This window comes from Luteibacter sp. HAY1-4A (genome assembly GCF_056755355.1).
Map to the genome: position 1 here is coordinate 19,364 of NZ_JBNDHZ010000031.1, position 20,521 is coordinate 39,884.

General features: G+C 65.3%; 16 protein-coding genes. 5 read left to right on the forward strand and 11 right to left on the reverse strand.

Going from position 1 to position 20,521, the window contains the following annotated elements:
* Positions 1 to 170: 170 nt before the first annotated feature.
* The 4 genes from ACPYOD_RS11955 to ACPYOD_RS11970 form a co-directional block, all read right to left on the reverse strand.
* A complete protein-coding gene (locus ACPYOD_RS11955; RefSeq protein ID WP_481301953.1) occupies positions 171 to 1,466 on the reverse strand; it encodes an AAA family ATPase in 1,296 nt (431 codons plus the stop codon).
* Positions 1,467 to 1,741: 275 nt separating this feature from the next.
* Positions 1,742 to 2,515 (reverse strand): TSCPD domain-containing protein, encoded by a 774-nt coding sequence (locus ACPYOD_RS11960; RefSeq protein ID WP_481301954.1) that lies wholly within the window; start codon positions 2,513 to 2,515, stop codon positions 1,742 to 1,744.
* A gap of 57 nt (positions 2,516 to 2,572) precedes the next feature.
* The gene (locus ACPYOD_RS11965) at positions 2,573 to 3,580 is read right to left on the reverse strand and encodes a hypothetical protein (protein ID WP_481301955.1); all 1,008 of its coding nucleotides are present in this window, start codon (positions 3,578 to 3,580) and stop codon (positions 2,573 to 2,575) included.
* Between the two features lie 21 nt (positions 3,581 to 3,601).
* Positions 3,602 to 5,749: an adenosylcobalamin-dependent ribonucleoside-diphosphate reductase gene (locus ACPYOD_RS11970; RefSeq protein WP_481301956.1), complete on the reverse strand. Its 2,148-nt coding sequence runs from the start codon at positions 5,747 to 5,749 to the stop codon at positions 3,602 to 3,604.
* Between the two features lie 371 nt (positions 5,750 to 6,120).
* On the opposite strand from ACPYOD_RS11970, the gene ACPYOD_RS11975 reads away from it, so the two are divergent.
* The 4 genes from ACPYOD_RS11975 to ACPYOD_RS11990 all read left to right on the forward strand — a co-directional run bounded on the left by ACPYOD_RS11975 (position 6,121) and on the right by ACPYOD_RS11990 (position 11,361).
* Entirely contained in the window at positions 6,121 to 7,491 is a 1,371-nt protein-coding gene (locus ACPYOD_RS11975; RefSeq protein WP_481301957.1) for a DegQ family serine endoprotease, read from the forward strand.
* Between the two features lie 231 nt (positions 7,492 to 7,722).
* Entirely contained in the window at positions 7,723 to 9,216 is a 1,494-nt protein-coding gene (locus tag ACPYOD_RS11980; RefSeq protein ID WP_481301958.1) for a LysM peptidoglycan-binding domain-containing protein, read from the forward strand.
* A 3-nt stretch (positions 9,217 to 9,219) separates the two neighbouring features.
* Entirely contained in the window at positions 9,220 to 9,918 is a 699-nt protein-coding gene (locus ACPYOD_RS11985; RefSeq protein WP_481301959.1) for an HAD family hydrolase, read from the forward strand.
* Between the two features lie 69 nt (positions 9,919 to 9,987).
* Entirely contained in the window at positions 9,988 to 11,361 is a 1,374-nt protein-coding gene (locus ACPYOD_RS11990) for a leucyl aminopeptidase family protein (RefSeq protein ID WP_481301960.1), read from the forward strand.
* 151 nt (positions 11,362 to 11,512) lie between these two features.
* Here the strand turns inward: ACPYOD_RS11990 and ACPYOD_RS11995 are convergent, their stop codons facing one another.
* Complete coding sequence (locus ACPYOD_RS11995; protein WP_481301961.1) at positions 11,513 to 11,815, reverse strand: hypothetical protein; 303 nt, start codon at positions 11,813 to 11,815, stop codon at positions 11,513 to 11,515.
* 274 nt (positions 11,816 to 12,089) lie between these two features.
* Here ACPYOD_RS11995 and ACPYOD_RS12000 point away from each other — a divergent pair, with 274 nt between their 5' ends.
* Positions 12,090 to 13,082 carry an alpha/beta fold hydrolase gene (locus ACPYOD_RS12000; RefSeq protein WP_481301962.1) on the forward strand — a complete coding sequence of 331 codons (993 nt, stop codon included), beginning with the start codon at positions 12,090 to 12,092 and terminating at the stop codon, positions 13,080 to 13,082.
* A 120-nt stretch (positions 13,083 to 13,202) separates the two neighbouring features.
* On the opposite strand, the gene ACPYOD_RS12005 is transcribed toward ACPYOD_RS12000, so the two are convergent.
* The 6 genes from ACPYOD_RS12005 to ACPYOD_RS12030 form a co-directional block, all read right to left on the reverse strand.
* Positions 13,203 to 13,697: a DUF4019 domain-containing protein gene (locus tag ACPYOD_RS12005; RefSeq protein ID WP_481301963.1), complete on the reverse strand. Its 495-nt coding sequence runs from the start codon at positions 13,695 to 13,697 to the stop codon at positions 13,203 to 13,205.
* A gap of 223 nt (positions 13,698 to 13,920) precedes the next feature.
* Positions 13,921 to 14,580 carry a hypothetical protein gene (locus ACPYOD_RS12010; protein WP_481301964.1) on the reverse strand — a complete coding sequence of 220 codons (660 nt, stop codon included), beginning with the start codon at positions 14,578 to 14,580 and terminating at the stop codon, positions 13,921 to 13,923.
* 174 nt (positions 14,581 to 14,754) lie between these two features.
* Entirely contained in the window at positions 14,755 to 16,230 is a 1,476-nt protein-coding gene (trpE, locus tag ACPYOD_RS12015; protein ID WP_481301965.1) for an anthranilate synthase component I, read from the reverse strand.
* Between the two features lie 125 nt (positions 16,231 to 16,355).
* Positions 16,356 to 18,353, reverse strand: coding sequence for an ATP-binding protein (locus tag ACPYOD_RS12020; RefSeq protein WP_481301966.1), 1,998 nt, complete (start codon positions 18,351 to 18,353; stop codon positions 16,356 to 16,358).
* A gap of 79 nt (positions 18,354 to 18,432) precedes the next feature.
* On the reverse strand, positions 18,433 to 19,122 hold the full coding sequence (gene pdsR / locus ACPYOD_RS12025; RefSeq protein ID WP_481301967.1) for a proteobacterial dedicated sortase system response regulator: 690 nt from the start codon (positions 19,120 to 19,122) through the stop codon (positions 18,433 to 18,435).
* 589 nt (positions 19,123 to 19,711) lie between these two features.
* On the reverse strand, positions 19,712 to 20,461 hold the full coding sequence (locus ACPYOD_RS12030) for a hypothetical protein (protein ID WP_481301968.1): 750 nt from the start codon (positions 20,459 to 20,461) through the stop codon (positions 19,712 to 19,714).
* Positions 20,462 to 20,521: the final 60 nt, after the last annotated feature.

Sequence of the window (20,521 nt, forward strand, 5' to 3'; positions counted from 1 at the left end):
GACGTCAACTTTATCCAAAGCCGTCGAGCCAAGATGACGTTGCATCCGATGTCTCTCACCGCATAAAGAAATCGTCTCTATCATCGATGCCTCCTCATCAGAAGCCTGACCGTCTGATTCAATTCAGATCCATTGCTCAGGTTATTGTCTGCAGCTAGGCCAGAACTGACTTAGGACGGTCGCAAGTTCATGTCGGATACTGAATCGTCGAATGAACGCAAGTAGAGCTGCTCGTCAGAAGTCTTTGTCATTTTTAGGCGAATAATCATACGCAATTTTGGATCAACGAAACGATAGGCGTCCCCTCTAGGCGTGCGTCGTATAAGCGGCTTGCTGGACGACGCAAGCTCTGACAGAAGCTGAGGAACATTAAGAACGACGCCATTGCAGCTGCCGGGGAATTCCTTTCGAATTATCTTTTCGATCTCGACACTAGTTAAATCGTAATTGGCGCAAACGCCAAGCGCGTAGATAACTTGATTTTTTCTACCGATCTTTGTTGTGCGAGAGTTCATATTGAACTCAACGACTGATAACTCACTTATGAGCGATGCCCGCACCCAATCATGCCGCCCCTTATCGAATGCAGAAAAATCGATCACGTTTCCATTTTCCTGCGCGCGAAAAGCGATCTGAAGGCAAATATCTTGCAGATACTGCGGAATGAGATCTGCATAGTGAATTATTTCATCGATAAAGTAGTTCAAATTGAATTTAGCACTAGGCTCAATCTTATACCCTAAAATTTCGATGAAGCCCCGAACGGCTAATATTCGCGCCTGCGCATCCGATAGACGTGCAACCTCCGGTATTTCCATCAACCTATTGGTCACGGTGTTCGAGTTGAACGCGCGAGTTATATATGAGCGAATGTCATTTGACGTGCCAACAAGCAAAATTTTTACGTCGTATTGAGCGTAATTGCTGTCATCAACCAGCAGTAGCAACCCCACTAATTCCTTGATCAGTTTGGGATCGTCAAGAATGTGCTCCAAGTTATCGAACACTAGGCAGCAACGACGCTTGGTCCCGGCTTTCGCCCTCACCGCCTTGAGACAGATTTCAAAGGCATCCTGCTTCGGCAAGTTATACGTGTCGGCATGCGTCAATTCGCCTTCCGCAACGATTGCCTTAACCGAGGCCTTCTTCTCTTCAGAGTATCCGGTTCGCGTCGCCAATTCGTTTCTTGCGAGAGTATTTTCCACCACGGCTAAGATGGTGCCTGCCGCACTTGCCCGACCGAGATTAATCACTTCATAAGGGATATCTTCTGCCTCGAACAACCTCTTATAAAGCCATGACTTACCCGCACCGCTTTCGCCGTGTATCACTACGTGTTTTGACATTCGCAATGCGCGGAGGAGTGCTTGCTCGAGATCAGGGCGCTCTATGTACATATCACCCCGCACTCTGTTGGCACGCGGGGTGAACACCGTCTCCGGCTGCACAGCATTTCGTACGACCATATCTGCCTTCCGTTAGAAGTCGTTGCTCACGCGCATTTTTTAGGCGCAAACATCGTGTTCGTTCCCTGACTCTATTTCATTAGCAGAGGTCGTCCAGCCAACCTTCATGTATGAGCGAGCAACGAGAACTCTGTATTAGAAAAGAAGCACAGCTCCGCCAACGCGTGTCGTTAACCGCCATCGGAACGAGGATCTTTGAGACCATATTGGACAAGCATGGCTCGATTGACTCGAACCAGAAAGTTATCCAAGCGGCCTTGTCCAGGGAGATTCACTCACCCGCACTTCGAATACCCACAATTCAAACAAGTCTGGCACCCATCCATCAGCACCAGCGCCTGGGTATTGCACTTCGCGCAAAGGGTGGCGCCGGGCGGGAAGCCTGAGGCATTCGTGGTGTCCGAGGCGGCCTCCTGGTTATCGCCGGCGGAGCCGGCTCCCACAGGGGCGGTCGTCGCGGCGGCTGTGGCCGGCTTGGCAGCCTTCTCATAAGCCGCGCGCTTCTCCGCGATGAGCTGCCGGGTCGCATCGCTCATCTCGGGGTCGTGGATCAACCCGATCGACTTCATGTGCTGTTCGATCACGCCGCCTATCTCGGCGACGATGCTGGGCATGTAGATGCCGCCGGCCTTGAAGTAGCCGCCGCGGGGGTCGAAGACGGCCTTGAGCTCTTCGACGATGAAGGTCACGTCGCCACCCTTGCGGAAGACGGCGGACAGGATTCGGGTGAGCGCCACGATCCACTGGAAGTGGTCCATGTTCTTCGAGTTGATGAAGAGCTCGAAGGGGCGGCGCTGTTCGTGCGGGGTGCCGGCGTTCAGGACGATGTCGTTGATGGTCACGTACAGCGCGTGCTCGAAGAGCGGCGACTTGATCTTGTACGTGTTGCCGACAAGGGTTTCCGGTCGCTCCAGGCTTTCGTGCATCTGGATGACCTCGGCCACGGGCGCGGTGTCCTTCACCGGCGCGGCGGCGGGGGCCGGTGCGGCCTTGTCCTCGGGCTTAACGACGTTGTAGCCCTTGATCTTCTTTTCGATCTTGATCGCCATGACTCTTCTCTTATAGGTATCCGGCCCGGCGCGTGCGCCGGGCCGGATGGGTACTACTTACTTGCGACGGCCACGGGCGGCGGACTTGCGCGCCGACGTGCGGCCGGTCTTGCTGGCAGTGGACCTCTTTGCCGCCTTGGAGGCGGTTTTCTTACCGACAGCCTTGCGGGCAGTCGTCTTGCCGGCGGCCTTGCGGACCGTCTTCTTCGTAGCGCTGCGGCCGGCACCCTTGCGGGCGGTACGACCAGCGGACTTCTTCGCGACGCGACCGGCGGCCTTGCGGGCGCCAGCCTTCTTCGTCGCGCCCTTGCGGGCAACCTTCTTCGCGGCGACCTTCCTGGTGGCGACCTTGCGAGCGCCAGCCTTCTTCACCGCACCCTTGCGGGCGACCTTCTTGGCGGCAACCTTGCGGCCGGCCGACTTCTTCACGGCCGCCTTGCGGGTGGCCTTCTTGGCCGCCGACTTCTTCGCCGGTGCCTTCTTTGCAGAAGCCTTCTTCACCGAAGCCTTCTTCACGGCGGACTTCTTGGCGGCTGCCTTCTTGGCAGTGCCCTTCTTCGCCGCGGCCTTCTTGGCAGCCGACTTCTTCACGGCAGCCTTCTTCGGAGCGGCCTTCTTGGCAGCAACCTTCTTCGCCGCAGCCTTCTTGGCGGTGCCCTTCTTGGCGGCAGCCTTCTTCGCCGTGCCCTTCTTCGCGGCAGCGGCCTTCTTGGCCGGCGCGCGCTTGGCGGCCTTCTTCGCCGCCGGGGCCGCCGGCATGGCCGTGGTCTCGGTGGATTCGGAGGAACCGCTGCTCTGCGCCGCAGCCTTCTTCGGGGCCTTCACCGCACGCGTGGTGCGCATGGCGGGCTTGCTGGTTTCGTCTTCCACCGGTGCGTTGGCACCCGGTGCCGGCGTGGGCTCGATCACCTTGCGGGCAACGGGCTTGCGCTTGACGACCTTCTTCGCGACGGCCGGTGCCGGGGTCACGTCGGCCGTGTCGGCTTCGGTGTCCGGGGTGGTGTCGGCATCCGTGGTATCGATCGAGGACATTTCGTCCTCGACGGTCTGGTTTTCGATCGACATACTTTTTCCCTCTCCGCGGGGTCAGAACTTGCCGTAGTAACCTTCTTTCAGGGCATCGAAAAGGTTGGCGGCGGTGTGCATTTCACCGTCGTACTCCACCTCGTCGTTACCCTTCAGTTCGACAACGCTACCGTCTTCCAATTCGAAGCGATAGAGGGTGTTCTCGAGATCGGTTTCCTTCACCAGCACACCCTGGAACGCGGCCGGGTTGAAACGGAAGGTGGTGCATCCCTTCAGACCCTGCTTGTACGCGTAGAAATAGATGTCCTTGAAGTCTTCGTACGGGTAGTCCGTAGGCACGTTGGCCGTCTTGGAAATGGAGGAGTCGATCCACTTCTGCGAGGCGGCCTGGATGTCCACGTGCTCTTTCGGGCTGATGTCGTCGGCCGACACGAAGTATTCCGGCAGGCGGGTCTTCGGGTCGTCGGAGAACGGCAGGGCGTCGCCGTTGATGAGGGCGCGATAGGCCAGCAGCTCGTAGCTGTAGACCTCCACCTTCTCCTTCGACTTCTTGCCTTCGCGGATGACGTTGCGGGAATAGTGGTGCGCGAAGCTGGGCTCGATGCCGTTGGAGGCATTGTTGGCCAGGCTGAGCGAAATCGTACCGGTGGGCGCGATGGATGAGTGGTGGGTGAAGCGCGCGCCGGTTTCGGCCAGGGCCTCGACCAGGTTCGGCGCCACCTCGGCCACGCGCTGCATGTAGCGCGAGTACTTGGCGTGCAGCACGCTGCCCTTGATGGCCTGGCCGACCTGCCAGCCGTCCTTCACCATCTCCGGGCGCTTGCGCAGCATGTCGCCGGTGACTTCGTATTCGCGCGCCAGCACGGGGGCCGGGCCCTTTTCCTTGGCGAGTTCCAGGGCCACTTCCCAACCGGCCACGGCCATCTCGCGCGACACTTCCTCAGTGAAGGCCACGGCGTCGGCGGCGCCGTAGCGCATCTTCAGCATGGTGAGCGTGGAACCCAGGCCCAGGAAGCCCATGCCGTGACGGCGCTTGGAGAGGATCTCCTCACGCTGCTGCGGCAGCGGCAGGCCGTTGATCTCCACCACGTTGTCGAGCATGCGGGTGAACACGCGCACCACTTCGCGGTATTCGTCCCAGTCGAAGCGGGCCTTCGGGCCGAACGGGTCGCGCACGAAGGTGGTGAGGTTCACCGAGCCCAGCAGGCACGAGCCGTACGGCGGCAGGGGCTGCTCGCCGCAGGGGTTGGTGGCGCGGATGTGCTCGCACCACCAGTTGTTGTTCATCTCGTTGACGCGGTCGATGAGGATGAAGCCCGGCTCGGCGTAGTCGTACGTCGAGACCATGATCATGTCCCACAGATGGCGGGCACGGATGTGGCCGTAAATCTTGCAGGCCACCAGGCCGTCTTCGCGGGTAACGTAGTTTTCCTTGGTGGGCCACTCGCGCCACACGACCTTGGCGGGGTCGGTGAGGTCGATCTCGCCCTGTTCCTTCACGTGCACCGGGAACACGGTGGGCCAGTCCTGGTCGTTTTCCACGGCGTCCATGAAGCCGTCGGTGATCAGCAGCGACAGGTTGAACTGGCGCAGGCGCCCGTCTTCGCGCTTGGCGCGGATGAATTCCTTGGCATCCGGATGGGCGATGTCGAACGTGCCCATCTGCGCGCCGCGGCGGCCGCCGGCAGACGAGACGGTGAAGCACATCTTGTCGTAGATATCCATGAACGACAGCGGGCCCGACGTGTGGGCGCCGGCGCCGGACACGTAGGCGCCGCGCGGGCGCAGCGTGGAGAACTCGTAGCCGATGCCGCAGCCGGCCTTCAGCGTGAGGCCCGCCTCGTGCACTTTCTCGAGGATGTCGTCCATCGAGTCGTGGATGGTGCCCGACACGGTGCAGTTGATCGTGGAGGTGGCGGGCTTGTGCTCCAGCGCGCCGGCGTTGGACGTGATGCGGCCGGCGGGGATGGCACCGCGGCGCAGGGCCCAGAGGAAACGCTCGAACCAGTGGCTGCGCAGGTCGTCGGTGGCTTCCACGTCGGAAAGCGCACGCGCCACGCGCTTGTAGGTCTCGTCCACCGAGCCGTCGACGGGTTCGCCGGTCTTCGACTTCAGGCGGTACTTCTTGTCCCAGATGTCATACGAGGCGGGCTGAAGCGGGATCGCCGCGGTCTCAAGCCCCATGGCTTGCGCACGTGCAGTGCTCATGAATGTGTCGTCCTCGAGTCTTGGCCTTTGGAAGGCCTTCTTATTGGCATGCGTCGGCGCAACACCGTCGACGGTCCCTCCCCCCGGAGATACCTGTCGACCATCCTTGTCTTCCCTTCGCCAGCCTTTCAAAAAAGCCTTTACCGACGATGGTTTGAAGCTTGTACCTGACTATCCGCAGCACCAGCACTTGGTAAGTGGCGAACGAAGGAACACAAGATGTTGTGGTTGCGGCCGGAGTGAACCTTAAACCGGCAAGGGGGCGATGTAAAGTATCTGCGACGTGCGTCTCAAGGACTGAAACCCGCGGCGCGGATTGTTGTCGAAGGCGCCGATCCACGTGCCCGGAGCACACAGCCAAGGAGTTCCCCATGCCCGCCCACCGTTACCGGCGAACCACGCGCCTCGCCATCAGCCTTGCCCTCGCCATGGGCCTGGCATCGCCCGCCTTCGCCTCCCTGCCCCCGGCCGTCGACGGTCAGCCGATACCTTCCCTGGCGCCGATGCTCGCGAAGGTCACCCCGGCGGTGGTGAACATCTCCACGAAAACCCGTGTGCGCGTGCGCGATCCGTATTTCGACGATCCACTGTTCCGCCAGCTTTTCGGCGGCAGCGGGGCGCCGCGCGAGCGCGTGGAGCAGAGCCTGGGCTCGGGCGTGGTGGTCGACGCGGCCAAGGGCTATGTGCTGACGAACAACCACGTGGTGGGCGGCGCCGACGACATCACCGTTACCTTGCAGGACGGCCGCGACCTGAAAGCGAAACTGCTGGGCAGCGACCCGGACACCGACGTGGCGGTGTTGCAGATTCCGGCCGATCGCCTGCAGGCGCTGCCCATTGCCGATTCCTCGCAGCTGCGCGTGGGCGACTTCGTCGTGGCCGTGGGCGACCCGTTCGGGCTGGGGCAGACGGCCACCTCAGGCATGGTGTCCGCGCTGGGCCGTTCGGGGCTGGGCAAGGGCATCCAGAACTTCATCCAGACCGACGCTTCCATCAATCCGGGCAATTCCGGCGGCGCGCTGGTGAACCTGCGCGGCGAACTGGTGGGCATCAACTCGATGATCTTCACGCCGTCGGGCGGCAACGTGGGCATCGGCTTCGCCATCCCCACCGAGTTGGCCATGGGCGTGATGAAACAGCTGCTGGTCTACGGCAAGGTGCGCCGCGGCAACCTGGGCGTGGAGGTGCAGGACATCACGCCGCGCATCGCGAAGGCGCTCGGGTTGAAGGACACCAACGGCGCCGTGGTCACGCGCATCAACGAAGACTCCCCTGCCGAAGGCGCCGGGTTGCAGCCGGGCGACGTGCTTACCGCGGTGAACGGCAAGCCGGTGCGCGCGGCCCAGGACCTGCGCAATGCGGAAGGCCTGCTGCCGCTGGGCGCGAAGGTGAAGCTCACCGTGCAGCGCGACGGTGCCACGCGCGATGTGGAAGCCACGGTGGCGGCGGAGAAGATCGCCACGCTGGATGGCGCGAAGGTGGACAAGCGGCTGGCCGGCGTCACGTTGAGCGATCTGTCGCCGGAGCAGAGGGCGGACGGGCTGTATGGCGTGGCCTTGAGCGGCGTGAAGCGCGGCTCGGCCGCCGCGGCCGCGGGCCTGCAGGACGGCGACATCGTGGTGGCCATTGCACAGCGCCGCATCACGGGCGTGAAGGGGTTGCCCACCACCGGCTCGCTGGGCGGGCGGCAGTTGCTGCTCACGGTGGTGCGAGACGATGCGGTGTACTACGCGGTGTTGTGACATCCCCCTGTGGGAGCCGGCTCTGCCGGCGATCCCGCGGCAGCGGGCAAGTCTGCCGCACGCCGTATCGCCGCTGAAGCGGCTCCCACAGAGTCTGAAATCCCCTACAGCCTACGTTACGTTTCCCGATTGCAGGATGCTGAATGATGTCAATGCTGCGCGCGGCGGCGGGATGCCCCACAATTGCGACGTACCAGCCTTATTCGCCCCGTCCCGAGGTCCAAGCCGTCCATGTCTCTTCGTTTCGCGCGACTGTTCACTGCCACGCTGATCGGCCTTAGCGCCTCCGCTACCGTCCTTGCCGCCGAGACCTCGCTGGTCTGGCGCGGCGACATCACCACCGCGCGCGGCGTGGTCACCGACGTCGCCAAGGCCTACGAGAAATCCGGCAAGGGCAAGCTCGAACTGCAGCCGTTCAACACGGCCTCCGGCATCGATGCCGTGGTGAAGGGCACCGCCGACCTCGCCGGTTCGGCCCGCCCCGCCATCGGCGCCGCCGAGCAGTCGCTCACCTTCACGCCGGTGGCGTGGGACGCGCTGGTCATGGTCACCTACCCGTCCAACCCGGTCAGCAACATCACGCTGAAGCAGCTCCATGAGATCTACATGGGGCACATCACCAACTGGAAGGAACTCGGCGGCAACGATGCCCCGATCAACCTCTATGCGGTGGCCAGCCCCGCCGACGGCGTGGAATACAGCCTGCGCCGCCTGCTGTTCGGCCGCGGCAACCAGCCGGTGGCCGCGCCGCGCCTGTACGTGAACGTGGCGAAGCTCGAAGAGGGCGTCACCCTCGACAAGCAGGGCCTCGGCGCCACCACGCTCGGCGGCGTCGCAACGAACAAGAAGGTGAAGATCCTCTCCATCGATGGCGTCGCGCCGTCGATGTCCACGGTGGGCAGCGGCGCCTATCCGCTGTACACCGAGATCTACCTGGTCACCAACGAGACCGGCCCGAAGGCGGCCGCGGCGAAGGACTTCGTTTCCTTCGTCACCTCCAGCCAGGGCAGCTCGCTGATCCGCTCGCATAGCCTCGTGCCGTATGCCGACGGCGCCGCGCTCGCCTCGAAGGACGCCGCGCGCCGCGCGGCCATCGCTTCCGCCGTGGGCACGCGTGCGAACGCCGGCCAGGCGATGACCACGCCGACCGCCGTCGCCGCCGCGCCGAGCGCTGCCGATACCGCGAAGGAAGCCGCGCTCGCCAAGGCCCAGGTCGCGGGCAAGGGTGCCAAGGCCGCGAAGGAAACCAAGGGCTCCGTCGCCGCCACCACCGCCGAGCCGTCGCAGTTCGCTCGCGTGATCGCCAGCGTCAGCACATCCGCGCACATGGGCTTCTCGGGCGTGCACGCGGAAGCCTTCACGTTGTCCGACAACGCCAAGGTCGGCGGCCGCTTCGCCAAGGTGCATGGCGATGCCGTCACCGTCCGCGGCAAGCCCTCGGCCAAGGCCGTCGCCGCTGCCAAGGCAGACGCGTCGGAGAAGTCCACGGCTGTCGCCACCCCGAAGGTGGCCGACGCCAAGCCGGCCGCCAAGCCCGTGAAGGCCGTGACGAAGGCTGCCGCCGAGAAGGCGTCCGCCGCACGCACCTACAAGGTGGCGCCGGGCGACACGCTGTACTCCATCGCGAAGAAGAACGCGGTCGACGTGAACAAGCTGCGCGCCATGAATGGCCTGAAGGACAACAACGTCCGCCTCGGCCAGGTGCTCAAAGTCGGCGCACGCTGAGCCGTGCCGGTTCGCGCCGTCTCGCTCGACCTCGACGATACTCTTTGGCCGGTGCTGCCGGCCTTGATCGAGGCCGAGCACTGCGTGAATCGCTGGCTCAGGGAACACCATCCGGAAGTGGCGGACGCATGGCCCCTCGAGGCCATGCGCGAGCTGCGCGAGAAGATCGCGCGGGAAAACACCCACCTTTCGCACGACTTCAGCGAACAGCGGCGCCTCACCATCCGCCACGCCTTCGCCGCCTGCGGCATCGACGATGCGCCGGTGGACGAGGTGTGGCGCATCTATTTCGCCGCGCGCAACGCGGTGGAACTCTATCCCGACACCCTGCCGGCCCTGGAGCGCATTGCCGCCCGCGTGCCGCTGGTGAGCATTTCCAACGGCAACGCCGACCTGGAAGTGATCGGCCTGCACCACCTCTTCCATACGCGCTTGAACGCCAGCGGCGTGGGCGTGGCCAAGCCCCATCCGCAGATCTTCCTCGCGGCAGCCGAGGCCCTGGACATCGCTCCCGCCGACATCGTGCACGTGGGCGACGATCCGCTGCTCGATGTAGCGGGCGCACGCGAGGCGGGCATGACCACGGTGTGGCTCAACCGCACCGGCGAGCGCTGGTCGCATGGGCCCGCACCGGACTATGAATTTCCGGACATGACCCATCTTGCGGACTGGGTTGACGCGTCGGTCGCGGCGGACCGCTAGAATGGCGGTTCACCGATAGCAAGAACCCTTAAACGCGGCCGCGCGCGACCGCGAGGCACGGGAGGCCTGATGTCACCGCTGATCGATCGCAAGTCCGGCAAACGCGCCGTCCCTATCGAAACCGTCGATGCGGGCAGCATGGCTGCCGCCGAGGCACGCCTGGACGCCGCGCAGCGCCAGTGGCTCGTATCCACCGGCTTCCGGCCGAAACCGGGCGCGCTGGCGGCACTGCCAGGCACGGGGGGCGAGATAGCACGCGTGCTGGTAGGCGTCGATCGGCACAACCCCCTGGGCGCGCTGGGTGGCCTTCCCTTTCGTTTGCCGGAAGGCATCTACGAACTGGCCGCCGATGGCGTCTTCGAAGATCGCGAACTCGCGGTGCTGGGCTGGGCGCTGGGCGCGTATCGCTTCGACCGCTATCGCTCGTACGAGCGCAAGCCGGCGCAGCTGCTCGTCACGCCGGCCACCATCCGCGCGCTGCAGCCGCTGATCGACGCCACCTTCGAAGTGCGCGACCTGGTGAACACGCCCACCGAAGACATGGGCCCCGAACACCTGGCCCAGGCCATCCATGCGCACGCCGAACAGCACAAGGCCACCGTGCGCGAATGGGTGGGCGACGAACTGCTGAAGGACAACTTTCCCACCATCCACGCCGTGGGCCGCGCCAGCCATCGCGCGCCGCGCCTCATTGAACTCACCTGGGGCAAGGCGTCGAACCCGAAGCTGGCCATCGTGGGTAAGGGTGTGTGCTTCGACACCGGCGGCCTCGACATCAAGCCGGCCGACGGCATGCGCTGGATGAAGAAGGACATGGGCGGTGCGGCGCACGCCATCGCCCTGGCAGGCCTGGTGATGAAGGCGAAGCTCCCGGTGCGGCTCACGCTGCTGGTGCCCGCCGTGGAAAATGCCATCGCCGGAAACGCCATGCGTCCGGGCGAGGTGATCCGCACGCGCGCGGGGCATACCGTGGAAGTGGACAACACCGACGCCGAAGGCCGCCTGGTGCTGTGCGATGCGCTGGCCTACGCGGTGGAGCAGGCGCCCGACCTGATCGTGGATTTCGCCACGCTCACGGGTGCGGCGCGCGTGGCGCTGGGGCCCGAGGTGCCGGCACTGTTCACGAACCGCGACCAGCTGGCCGACCACGTGATCGGCGCCGCGGAGTCGACGCACGACCCGATGTGGCGTCTGCCGCTGTGGCGTCCGTATCGCCGCATGCTGGAGTCGTACGTGGCCGACTTCGCTAACGCTGGCCCGTCGCGCCATGCCGGCGCGATCACCGCCGCGCTGTACCTCGAACGCTTCGTGCCCGACAACCAGAACTGGATGCACCTGGACACCTACGCCTGGAACGACGGCGACCGCCCGGCCCACCCGCGCGGCGGCGAAGCCCAGGGCCTGCGCGCGTTCTTCCGGTTCCTGTCCGAGCGCTATTCCTGAGCTGCACAGGGCGCCTGCCGTCGCGACCTGTAGGAGCCGCTATAGCGGCGAGAGCACACGTGCGGTCTGTCGCGAGATGCCCTCGCCGCCATGGCGGCTCCTACAAGAGCACGTGAACTGACGCGAAAAGCTCAGCGCGCGACGCGCGCTCCTACGGTGCTTCGTCGGCTTGCGCCCGCTTCGCTTTCCACGCCACCACAGACCGCAAATTCCGCTCCAGCTCCGCAACCGTCAGCGGAAAATAATTCTCGTCGCTGTCGGTGACCTGCCAGCTGGCCATCCGCTTGTCCGTCACCGCCACGCCATGCGCGATCAGCGCATCGCGAACATCCGCGGGATCCAGATCGGTGGCCTGGAGAATCAGCTGCCACAGCCAGTTCATGCGTTGCGGATCCACGCCGCGAGTCAGCGGCGGGCGGGTATAGCTGGGGGCGGGTGTGTCGAAGGTGCTCATGGTGTACTCCCTCCTTGCGCGTGCCATGGAGTATGGCGTCGGCAGCCATGATGGGTATCGGCGCGTTGCCCGAATTACCTTGGGGTTTTCCCACACGCTGTCGGCTCGCCGTACTGTAGGAGCCGCTATAGCGGCGAGAAAACCTCGCGGCCACGCCGCAAGAACCCCTCGCCGCTATAGCGGCTCCTACAGCGTCGAATGGGGTCGGGCGGCATCGACCGCGGCTGAACGGCCTTTTCGCTAGGCTTGGCCATCCCCCGCATGGAGTTTCGTGATGCGCTTCCTCATTCCCGCCCTGCTCCTCGCCCTGCCCCTTCCCGCATTCGCCGACGACGCCCCGAAAGTGCAGGCCCTGGGCGCCCGCCTGGAGCATTTCGAGTACCCCTACCCCGTCACCATGTTTCCGGTGAAGAACCAGGGCCAGTCGCTGGAAATGGCCTACATGGACCTGAAGCCGGAGCACGCGAACGGCCGCACCGCCGTGCTGTTGCATGGCAAGAACTTCTGCGGACCTTACTGGGCCGGCACGGCGGAACACCTGCGCAAGGGAGGCTATCGCGTGGTGATTCCCGATCAGATCGGCTTCTGCAAATCGTCCAAGCCACACACCTACCAGTACAGCTTCCACCAGCTCGCCGCGAACACGCATGACCTGCTCGCCAGCCTCGGCGTGGACAAGGTGACGATGGTGGCGCATTCCATGGGCGGCATGGTGGGTGCGCGGTATGCGCTGATGTATCCCCAAGGCGTGGAAAAACTGGTGCTCGTGAACCCCATCGGCCTGGAAGACTGGAAGGCCAAGGGCGTGCCGTGGCAGAGCGTGGATGCGTGGTATGCGCGCGACCTCAAAACCTCGTACGAGGGAATCAAGCGGTACCAGCTCGCGCACTACTACGCCGGCCAATGGAAGCCCGAGTACGACCGCTGGGCGCTGATGCAGGCCGGGCAGTACGAAGGCGACGGGAAGGAAACCTCCGCATGGGCGGGCGCGCTCACCTACGACATGGTGTTCACCCAGCCGGTGGTCTACGAGTTTCCGCAGATCAAGGTGCCCACGGTGTTGATCATCGGCCAGCGCGATACGACCGCCATCGCGGACGGTGCGCCCTCCGACGTGGCGGCGAAGCTCGGCAATTATCCCGAGCTAGGCAAGGAAGCCGCCGCGCGCATTCCCGGTGCGAAGCTGATCCCGCTGGAAGGCCTGGCGCATTCGCCGATGATCGAAGCGCCGGAACGCTTCTATAAGGCGTTGGACGAATCGCTCTAGTCCACCTATTGCCGACCCTTGTAGGAGCCGGCTATGCCGGCGATCCCGCGGCAGCGGGCAGGCTTGCCGCGAGCACCCATCGCCGCTGAAGCGGCTCCCACAAGAGGCTTTTACGGCAGATTATTGAGCGAAGGAGATTTCTCGCTGCACGGGGCGAATCACGTAACCCACCGGCAACCAGCTGCCGCCACCTGGACCGCCAGGCGCCAGCGACACGGTTTCGAACAGCACCGCGCGCGTGTAGTGCGATACGAAGATCACGTTGAGATAGTCGCCGGCGGGAAGTCCGACCGGATCGCGCACGCGCGTCACTTCGAACCATTCGCGTCCGACGAGCTGGCCACGGTCGAGGCGGATCTTGCGCAGGTAGCGCACCCACTCGGCGCGCGGCACCATCTTCTGCATCATCGCGCCAGCTTCCAGCCACATGGCGTCCGCCCGACGGCCGTCGGACATGCGCACCCAGTGGGTGGCGCAGCTCACAGCGTTGTCCAGCGAATTCGGTTGCGGACCGAGTCGCGGGGCGTTGCTGATGCTCAACAGGGAACCGAGCGCGTTCGTTCCGGGAACGCCGGTCGGGGCAAGCTTTCGTGCGGGTGTGGGCACAGTGGACATGGTCCCTCCTCCGTCATGGGGACAGGCCCAGCTTCCAGTGCCCGGGGCCCGGTGCCAAGTCGGCCGGATGGGATACGCGGGTTGGGAGGGGGCGGTAGGCCCCGCCCACGGCCGCTCCCTGTAGGAGCCGCTATAGCGGCGAGGAAAATCTTGCCGCGGTGTGGCCAGGTTGTTCTCGCCGCTATAGCGGCTCCTACAGGCTCCGATGGCCTCGGCTTCAGCTTCAGCGCCGCCCGAAGGCGAGGACTTCGGCGGTGTAGGTCTCTACAACGAGGCTGAAGGGCTGGTTGGCTTCCGTGAACAGCACCGCGCGGTGACGCAGCACCTCGTGCGGAATGGCCAGCGGCCCCTTATGCGGCGCGGGCAGCGGCGCATCCATCTCCCACCCGGCGGGCAGCGGCGACCACAGCAGGTCGGCGCTGAGCGTCTGGCGACGGAAGTGCAGCGCCTGCACCACCTTGCCGAAGGGCTGGTCGGTCGAGTCGAGAACCTGGTTCATCTCCGGGGTGAGACGCGACGGCACGTACCAGTTGTCGGCCTCGGAAAGTACGTGCTCGCCGCACGCCAGCTGCACGCGACGATAGCGCACCGGCTCGTCGGGTCCGATGCCGAGGGTGGCGCGCTCGGCGTCCGGCAGCGGCTTGTCCTGACCCTTCACACGGCGGGCGAGGATCTTCGCTTCCGGCGCCAGGTCGTGGCCGCCGCACCAGCGCTCCAGGGTGAGCGTGGCGCTGGGGTGGCTGAGCAGGTCGGCGTTGAGGGTTTGCAGCAGCGCCAATGCCTGCGTGCGCGACGCCACGTCGTCGCTCCACGGCTCGCGCGCCTGCGCGGTGGCCGCCATGACGGCGAGGGAGGTCGCGGCGATGATGGTGCGGTGGTCCATGGGTAATCCTTCACGGTGGTCGTATGACTGAACTGTGGAAGCAGGCATCTTGTGGGAGCCGCTTCAGCGGCGATGGGTGCTTGCAGTAACCTCGCCCGCTGCCGCGGGATCGCCGGCAAAGCCGGCTCCCACAAGGAACCCTGTTCCAATGAGAACCTGTACAGATCGCGACGGTCAGAGTCCCTTCGCCGCCTGCGCCACCGCGCGGAACAGCGCGCGGCCCTTGTTCATGGTTTCTTCCCATTCGGCGGCCGGGTCGGAGTCGAAGACCACGCCGCCGCCGGCCTGCACGTGCAGGCGGCCGTCCTGGATGACGGCGGTGCGGATGGCGATGGCCGTATCCGCGTCGCCCCACCAGCCGAGCCAGCCGATGGCGCCGGCGTAGATGTTGCGCTTGAACGGCTCGAGTTCCTGGATGATCTCGAGCGCGCGGATCTTCGGCGCGCCGCTCACGGTGCCTGCGGGGAACGTGGCCTTGATCACGTCCATGTACGACAGGTCGTCGCCGATCTCGCCTTCCACCTGCGACACGATGTGCATCACGTGCGAATAGCGTTCCACCACGAACGATTCGGCAAGCTCCACCGTGCCCGTCTTGCTCACGCGGCCCACGTCGTTGCGGCCGAGGTCGATGAGCATGAGGTGCTCGGCACGTTCCTTCGGATCGGCGAGCAGTTCCGTCTCGAGCGCGACGTCTTCCGCTTCGTCCTTGCCGCGCCTGCGCGTGCCGGCGATGGGACGCAGCACCACGCGGCCGTTCTTCAGGCGCACGAGGATCTCCGGCGACGAGCCGACGATCTGCGTCGGGCCGATGTCGATGAAGAACATGTACGGCGAGGGATTCATCGCGCGCAGCGCACGGTATACGTCGACGGGACGCGCGTTGAAGCCGATGCTCAGGCGCTGCGAAGGCACTACCTGGAAGATGTCGCCTGCGCGGATGTATTCCTGCGCGGTGCGTACCATCGCCTCGTATTCCTCGCGGGTGAACGAGGACTTGAAGTCGGACTCGTCGAGCGCCTCCGGTTGCAGCAGCTGCGGATACGACACGCCACCCTGGCGCAGGCGGAAGGCGAGCGTGTCGAGGCGCCGCGATGCTTCCGCGTACGCCTGCGGCCGCGACGGATCGGCGTGCACGATGAGGTAGAGCCGGCCCTTCAGATTGTCGAACACCGCCACTTCGTCGGCGAGCATCAACAGCACGTCGGGCGTGCCCAGCTCGTCCTTCTTGTCCCACTGCGCCAGGCGCTTCTCGATGTAGCCGATGGTCTCGAAGCCGAAGTAGCCGACCAGGCCGCCGGTGAAGTCCGGAAGGCCGGGAAGCTTCGGCACGTCGTACTGCTTGCGGAGGATTTCGATCTCGCCGAGGGGATCGTCGAGGTGACGCCGTTCGACGACCTCGCCGCTTTCCTCCACTTCCAGTTCGTGCCCGCGCAGGCGATACACGCGCCGCGCCGGCAGGCCGATGATGGAATGCCGCCCCCAGGTGGCGCCGCCTTCCACGGATTCGAACAGGAAGGTGTACGGGCCATCGGCCAGCTTCAGGTACACCGACAGCGGCGTGTCGAGGTCGGAAAAGACCTCGCGCACCAGCGGAATGCGCGTATGACCCTGCGCGGCGTAGGCGTCGAATTGTTCGCGGGAGATCATCTGGGGGCGGCGGATTCGGGGACGAATTCCCGATTGTAGTGTGGGAGCCGCTTCAGCGGCGATTGCGGTTGCCGTGGGGTTGCCCGCTGCCGCGGGATCGCCGGCAGAGCCGGCTCCCACACCCGTCAAGCCAGCCGCTGGCGAGGCAGGCCCTTCAGGTGCAGGGTGAAGGCCACGCCATCGTCGAGGTTGCGGGCGCTGGCGCTGCCCTGGTGCCGCTCGGCCACCAGGCGCACCACGTAGAGGCCCAGCCCCAGGTGCGGCGCGTCGCCCGGCGTGGCTTTGTCGCGCAGGCTCACCAGCGAGTCGAACAGGCGGCCCTGCATCGCCGCCGGCAGCGGTGGGCCCTGGTTGGCGAATTCGATGTCCGCGCCGTCGGACGTCGGCCGCAGCGCGATGCGCAGCCATCCATCCGCCGGGGTGAACGACAGCGCGTTGTCGAACAGCTTGTCCAGCGCCTGGGCCACGAGTTCGGGCGACACGTGCATGAACACCGGCGTGGCGGGCAGTTCCACTTCGAGGCGCCGCCCGCCCGCCAGCACGCGATAACCCTCCGCGCAGCCGCGCACGATGTCGGCCAGGTCGACATCCTCGGCTTCCGCCGCGGCGATGGCCCGCTCCATGCGGCTGGCTTCGCTCATCGCGCGCACCAGTGCGCCCAGGCGCGCCACGCCGTCGCGGGCACGGGCCAGATAGGGCTCCGCTTCCGCGGGCAACCCGGCGTGGTCGAGGTTGTCCAGCGACGATTTCACGATCGCCAGCGGGGTGTTCAATTCGTGCGAGAGCTTCGAGGCCAGCGTGCGCAGGTAGTCGGTATAGCCACCCACCACGTCGAACAACCGCTCGAAGCTTCGCGCGAGGTCACCCAGTTCATCACCGGCATCCGTGAGCGGGAACGGCCCGTCGAGCCGGCCGTCGTTCGCCTGCGCACGCTCCGCGGCATTGCGCAGGCGACGCAGGCGGATCGTGAGCCGCGTGGCGAACAACAGCAGCACACCACCGGCCACGAGCAGCACCGCAAAGCTGGTGAGCAGCAGGCCGAACAGGGCCCGGTTCGCCAGCAGCGGCACGGCGCGGCTCGGTTGCTCCAGCAGCACCACGCCATGCAGCTTGCCGCGCATCTGCACGGGCAACGCCACGGCCAGAACGACGCTGCTCCGCGCTTCGCCCGCACGCCATGCGGTGGCAGGCTTCCCCTGGATGGCTTCACGCACTTCCGGCAGGTCGATGCGCGGGGCGTCTTCCGCCCACGCGCTTTCCGCGTCGAAGCGCGTCGCGAGCAGCGAACGGTATACCAGCGACGCGAACCAGCCTGGGCGCTCCGAGGCGGGAAGGTCGGGCAGGTCGAGCCTTCCGCTCTGCGCCACCAGCCACGCATCGGCCGACAGCAGCCGCACGCGCACGCCGTCGGGCGCCAGGCGCGCCAGTTCCTGCGACAGCGCGGGGGAGAAGTCGATGAGCGGACGGCTTTCGGCACTCAGCGGTTCGCTGTCGCCCGCGGCGGCCACATGCACGCCGAGACCGAAGCGGTCGAGGCGAAGGCCACGCGGCAGGCGGAATTCCACACGGAAGGTGCCGCCGTCTTCCTGCCATTGCGCGTTGATGCGATCGGGAAGCACACCCGCTTCGGCATCGAGTGCGATGGCCGTCGTAGGCCCCGGCGCGGCGCTGGCCAACAGGTAGCGCTGCGCATCCTCGCCGCTGGCGATGGAGACGATGAGGTGGTCGGCGCTGAGCGCCAGCCGGTCGCCGGCATCCGCGCGCCGGCGCTGCGGTGCGCGCACTTCCACGCTGAAGTACAGCCAGTGATCGTCTTCGGCGAGCATCACCTTCGCGTTGTTGCCGAAGTTCTGCGCCCACGGGCTGAGCGGCGCCCAGTCGTCGCCATAGCCGTCGATGGTGATCGGCACCGGCGTGCGCTGCAGGTACCACGCCGGGCCCGCGGGTGGCAGCGGTGCGTCCACCACCACGAGGCTGCGCGCCATGGCGCGCGCCGACGCCAGCAGCGCCTGGGCCTGCCCTTCGCGCAGCAGCGTTTCCATCTGCCGCACGTAGAGCCAGCCGGCGACGGGAAGCGCCAGCGTGCAGAGCGCGACGAGGAGGAGTTTCTGGCGGAGGGTCATGGGAAACGGGTTATCGCCGCTGAAGCGGCTCCCACATAAAGCGCGCTCCTTGCGGGAGCCGCTTCAGCTGCGATGCTCTTCAAGGTGTCCAACGATAGCCGACACCATGCACCGTCTCGATCGCATCGAAATCCGGCGCCAGGGCGACGAATTTCTTGCGGATGCGCTTGATGTGCGAGGTGATGGTCGCGTCGTCCACTACCAGTTCCGCCTCGCGCATGAGCTGGTCGCGGTTCTTCACGTGGCCGGGGAAGCGCACCAGCGTGTGCACCATCCAGAACTCGGTGACGGTCAGCGGAATCTCGATGCCGTTCCACTGCACCCGCATGCGCTCCGATTCCAGCTTCAGCGGGCCGTGCTCGATCACCGTCTCGGTGGCGGTGGGCGTCTTCAGCGACTCGATGCGGCGGAACAGCGCCGCGATGCGCGCGGCCAGCTGGTGCAGGCTGGTGTCCTTCGAGAGGTAGTCGTCCGCGCCGAGGCGCAGCCCCGAGATCACGTCGAAGTCGGAGTCCCGCGCCGTGAGGAAGATGATCGGCAGCGTGGCCGACTTCGCGCGCAACTCGCGGCAGAGGTCGAAGCCGCCCTCGGGCTCGTCGCCCAGGCCGATGTCGATGATCACCAGTTCGGGCAGGCGCATGGCAAAGGCGTTGGACGCCTCGCCCCGCGAGCCGTAGCCGCGCGTTTCATAGCCGAAGCGATTCAGGGCTTCCACGTAGTTGGCGCGGATCAGGGGTTCGTCTTCGACGATGGCGATGCTGCGGGCCATGGGGCATTCCGTTGATGGGTTCGGCGTGCGCAGCGTGCTATGCGCCCGCCCCCGCTGCAAGACCCGCAGCCGTATTGCCCGCGTTTCGCCTCCCTGAACGCCGACCGCAAGCACGATTCCGGCACCTCCGGCCGTGCACGAAGTCTTTGCCCTCCTTTTGCCATAAACGATCCGCGGATTGCCCTGGACAGGACGCTCCGCCCGCCGCGTGCGGCTTTCAACTGTGCATGACGGCGCGCCATCCGGCGCCGGAGGAGAACCCATGAAGACCAAACCCGACGCCGACAACACCGAACTCGAACGCGACTTCGAACCCTTGCGCGTGGCCCTCGCCCTGGGCGCGCTGCTGCTGGGCCTGCTGTTCGGCATGCATTGACGGAGGCACTTCATGGATCTTTTCGACGACTTCGTGGAACCGGCCATGGAAGGCCTTGGCGCGGCCGGTGCGCAGGGAAGTGCACCGGTCGCCGGGCCGCTGGAACCCGACCCGAACTGGCATCCCGTTTAACCCTTTTCCCCTGAGCTCCTTCCCCGGGAGCATCCTTCACTCCCCCATCCGCATGGACGGGGGAGCTTTTTTTGGCGTGAGCTACTGGGGCGCGGCAGCGCGCGAAGTCACCTGGCTGATCGGCACCAGCTCCGCATCGCCCACGAACACATGGCTGTTGTACCCGTAGAAGTACATGGCCTTCTGGGTCTGCAGCAGACGGCCGAGCGAGAACCCGCTCTGCAGCGGTGCACCGCCCGGTATGCCCGCGTAGCTGTAGGGCAGCGTCACGCCGTCGATGAAGATGCTGCCGCCGAAGTTGACGGCCCAGGCGATCTGCCGGTACTCGCGATCGAAGCGCCTTTCCGCGCGGGGCGCCGCCACGGCATCGGCGTAGGTGCCCTTCATGTCTTTCCAGTACGCGTTGGCCTGCGCGAGTTCTTCCGGCGTCACCTGCTGGAAGGCGGAGATGAAGGCCGGCTCGTAGGCGGGGTCGTGCCTTTCGGAAGCCAAGGCGAGCCAGGCAAGACCGAGCGGACGGTTCTTCGCGGCGTGGTCGCCGTTGAAGTACATGACGCCCAGCGCATATTGCGCGGGCTTGCTGCCCCACTCGGCGGCGTTCAACAGGCTTTGCCGGGCAAGGCCGTCGTGGCCGCTCCAGTAGCTGCGCGCGGCGGAACAGAAGTAGTACTCGCCAGGGAGGAAACGCTCGAGTCCGCCCGGACACGGCATCAGGGAACGCGATACGGCGTCCTTCTGGTCCGGTAGTGGCTGGGGTTTCTCCCCGGCCAGAGCGAGGGGCGCAACGGCGAGTGCCGCGAGGGACAGAACAAACGACGTCAGGGATTTCATGATCGACTCCGACTGTTTGCTGACGGTACCCCCCGGTACGCGTGGCATAAGGACCGTGTC

Coding starts and splice junctions, on each gene's coding strand:
- ACPYOD_RS11955 (WP_481301953.1), bottom strand. CDS start 1,466: ATGGTCGTACGAAATGCTGTGCAGCCGGAGACGGTGTTCACCCCGCGT.
- ACPYOD_RS11960 (WP_481301954.1), bottom strand. CDS start 2,515: ATGGCGATCAAGATCGAAAAGAAGATCAAGGGCTACAACGTCGTTAAG.
- ACPYOD_RS11965 (WP_481301955.1), bottom strand. CDS start 3,580: ATGTCGATCGAAAACCAGACCGTCGAGGACGAAATGTCCTCGATCGAT.
- ACPYOD_RS11970 (WP_481301956.1), bottom strand. CDS start 5,749: ATGAGCACTGCACGTGCGCAAGCCATGGGGCTTGAGACCGCGGCGATC.
- ACPYOD_RS11975 (WP_481301957.1), top strand. CDS start 6,121: ATGCCCGCCCACCGTTACCGGCGAACCACGCGCCTCGCCATCAGCCTT.
- ACPYOD_RS11980 (WP_481301958.1), top strand. CDS start 7,723: ATGTCTCTTCGTTTCGCGCGACTGTTCACTGCCACGCTGATCGGCCTT.
- ACPYOD_RS11990 (WP_481301960.1), top strand. CDS start 9,988: ATGTCACCGCTGATCGATCGCAAGTCCGGCAAACGCGCCGTCCCTATC.
- ACPYOD_RS11995 (WP_481301961.1), bottom strand. CDS start 11,815: ATGAGCACCTTCGACACACCCGCCCCCAGCTATACCCGCCCGCCGCTG.
- ACPYOD_RS12000 (WP_481301962.1), top strand. CDS start 12,090: ATGCGCTTCCTCATTCCCGCCCTGCTCCTCGCCCTGCCCCTTCCCGCA.
- ACPYOD_RS12005 (WP_481301963.1), bottom strand. CDS start 13,697: ATGTCCACTGTGCCCACACCCGCACGAAAGCTTGCCCCGACCGGCGTT.
- ACPYOD_RS12010 (WP_481301964.1), bottom strand. CDS start 14,580: ATGGACCACCGCACCATCATCGCCGCGACCTCCCTCGCCGTCATGGCG.
- trpE (WP_481301965.1), bottom strand. CDS start 16,230: ATGATCTCCCGCGAACAATTCGACGCCTACGCCGCGCAGGGTCATACG.
- ACPYOD_RS12020 (WP_481301966.1), bottom strand. CDS start 18,353: ATGACCCTCCGCCAGAAACTCCTCCTCGTCGCGCTCTGCACGCTGGCG.
- pdsR (WP_481301967.1), bottom strand. CDS start 19,122: ATGGCCCGCAGCATCGCCATCGTCGAAGACGAACCCCTGATCCGCGCC.
- ACPYOD_RS12030 (WP_481301968.1), bottom strand. CDS start 20,461: ATGAAATCCCTGACGTCGTTTGTTCTGTCCCTCGCGGCACTCGCCGTT.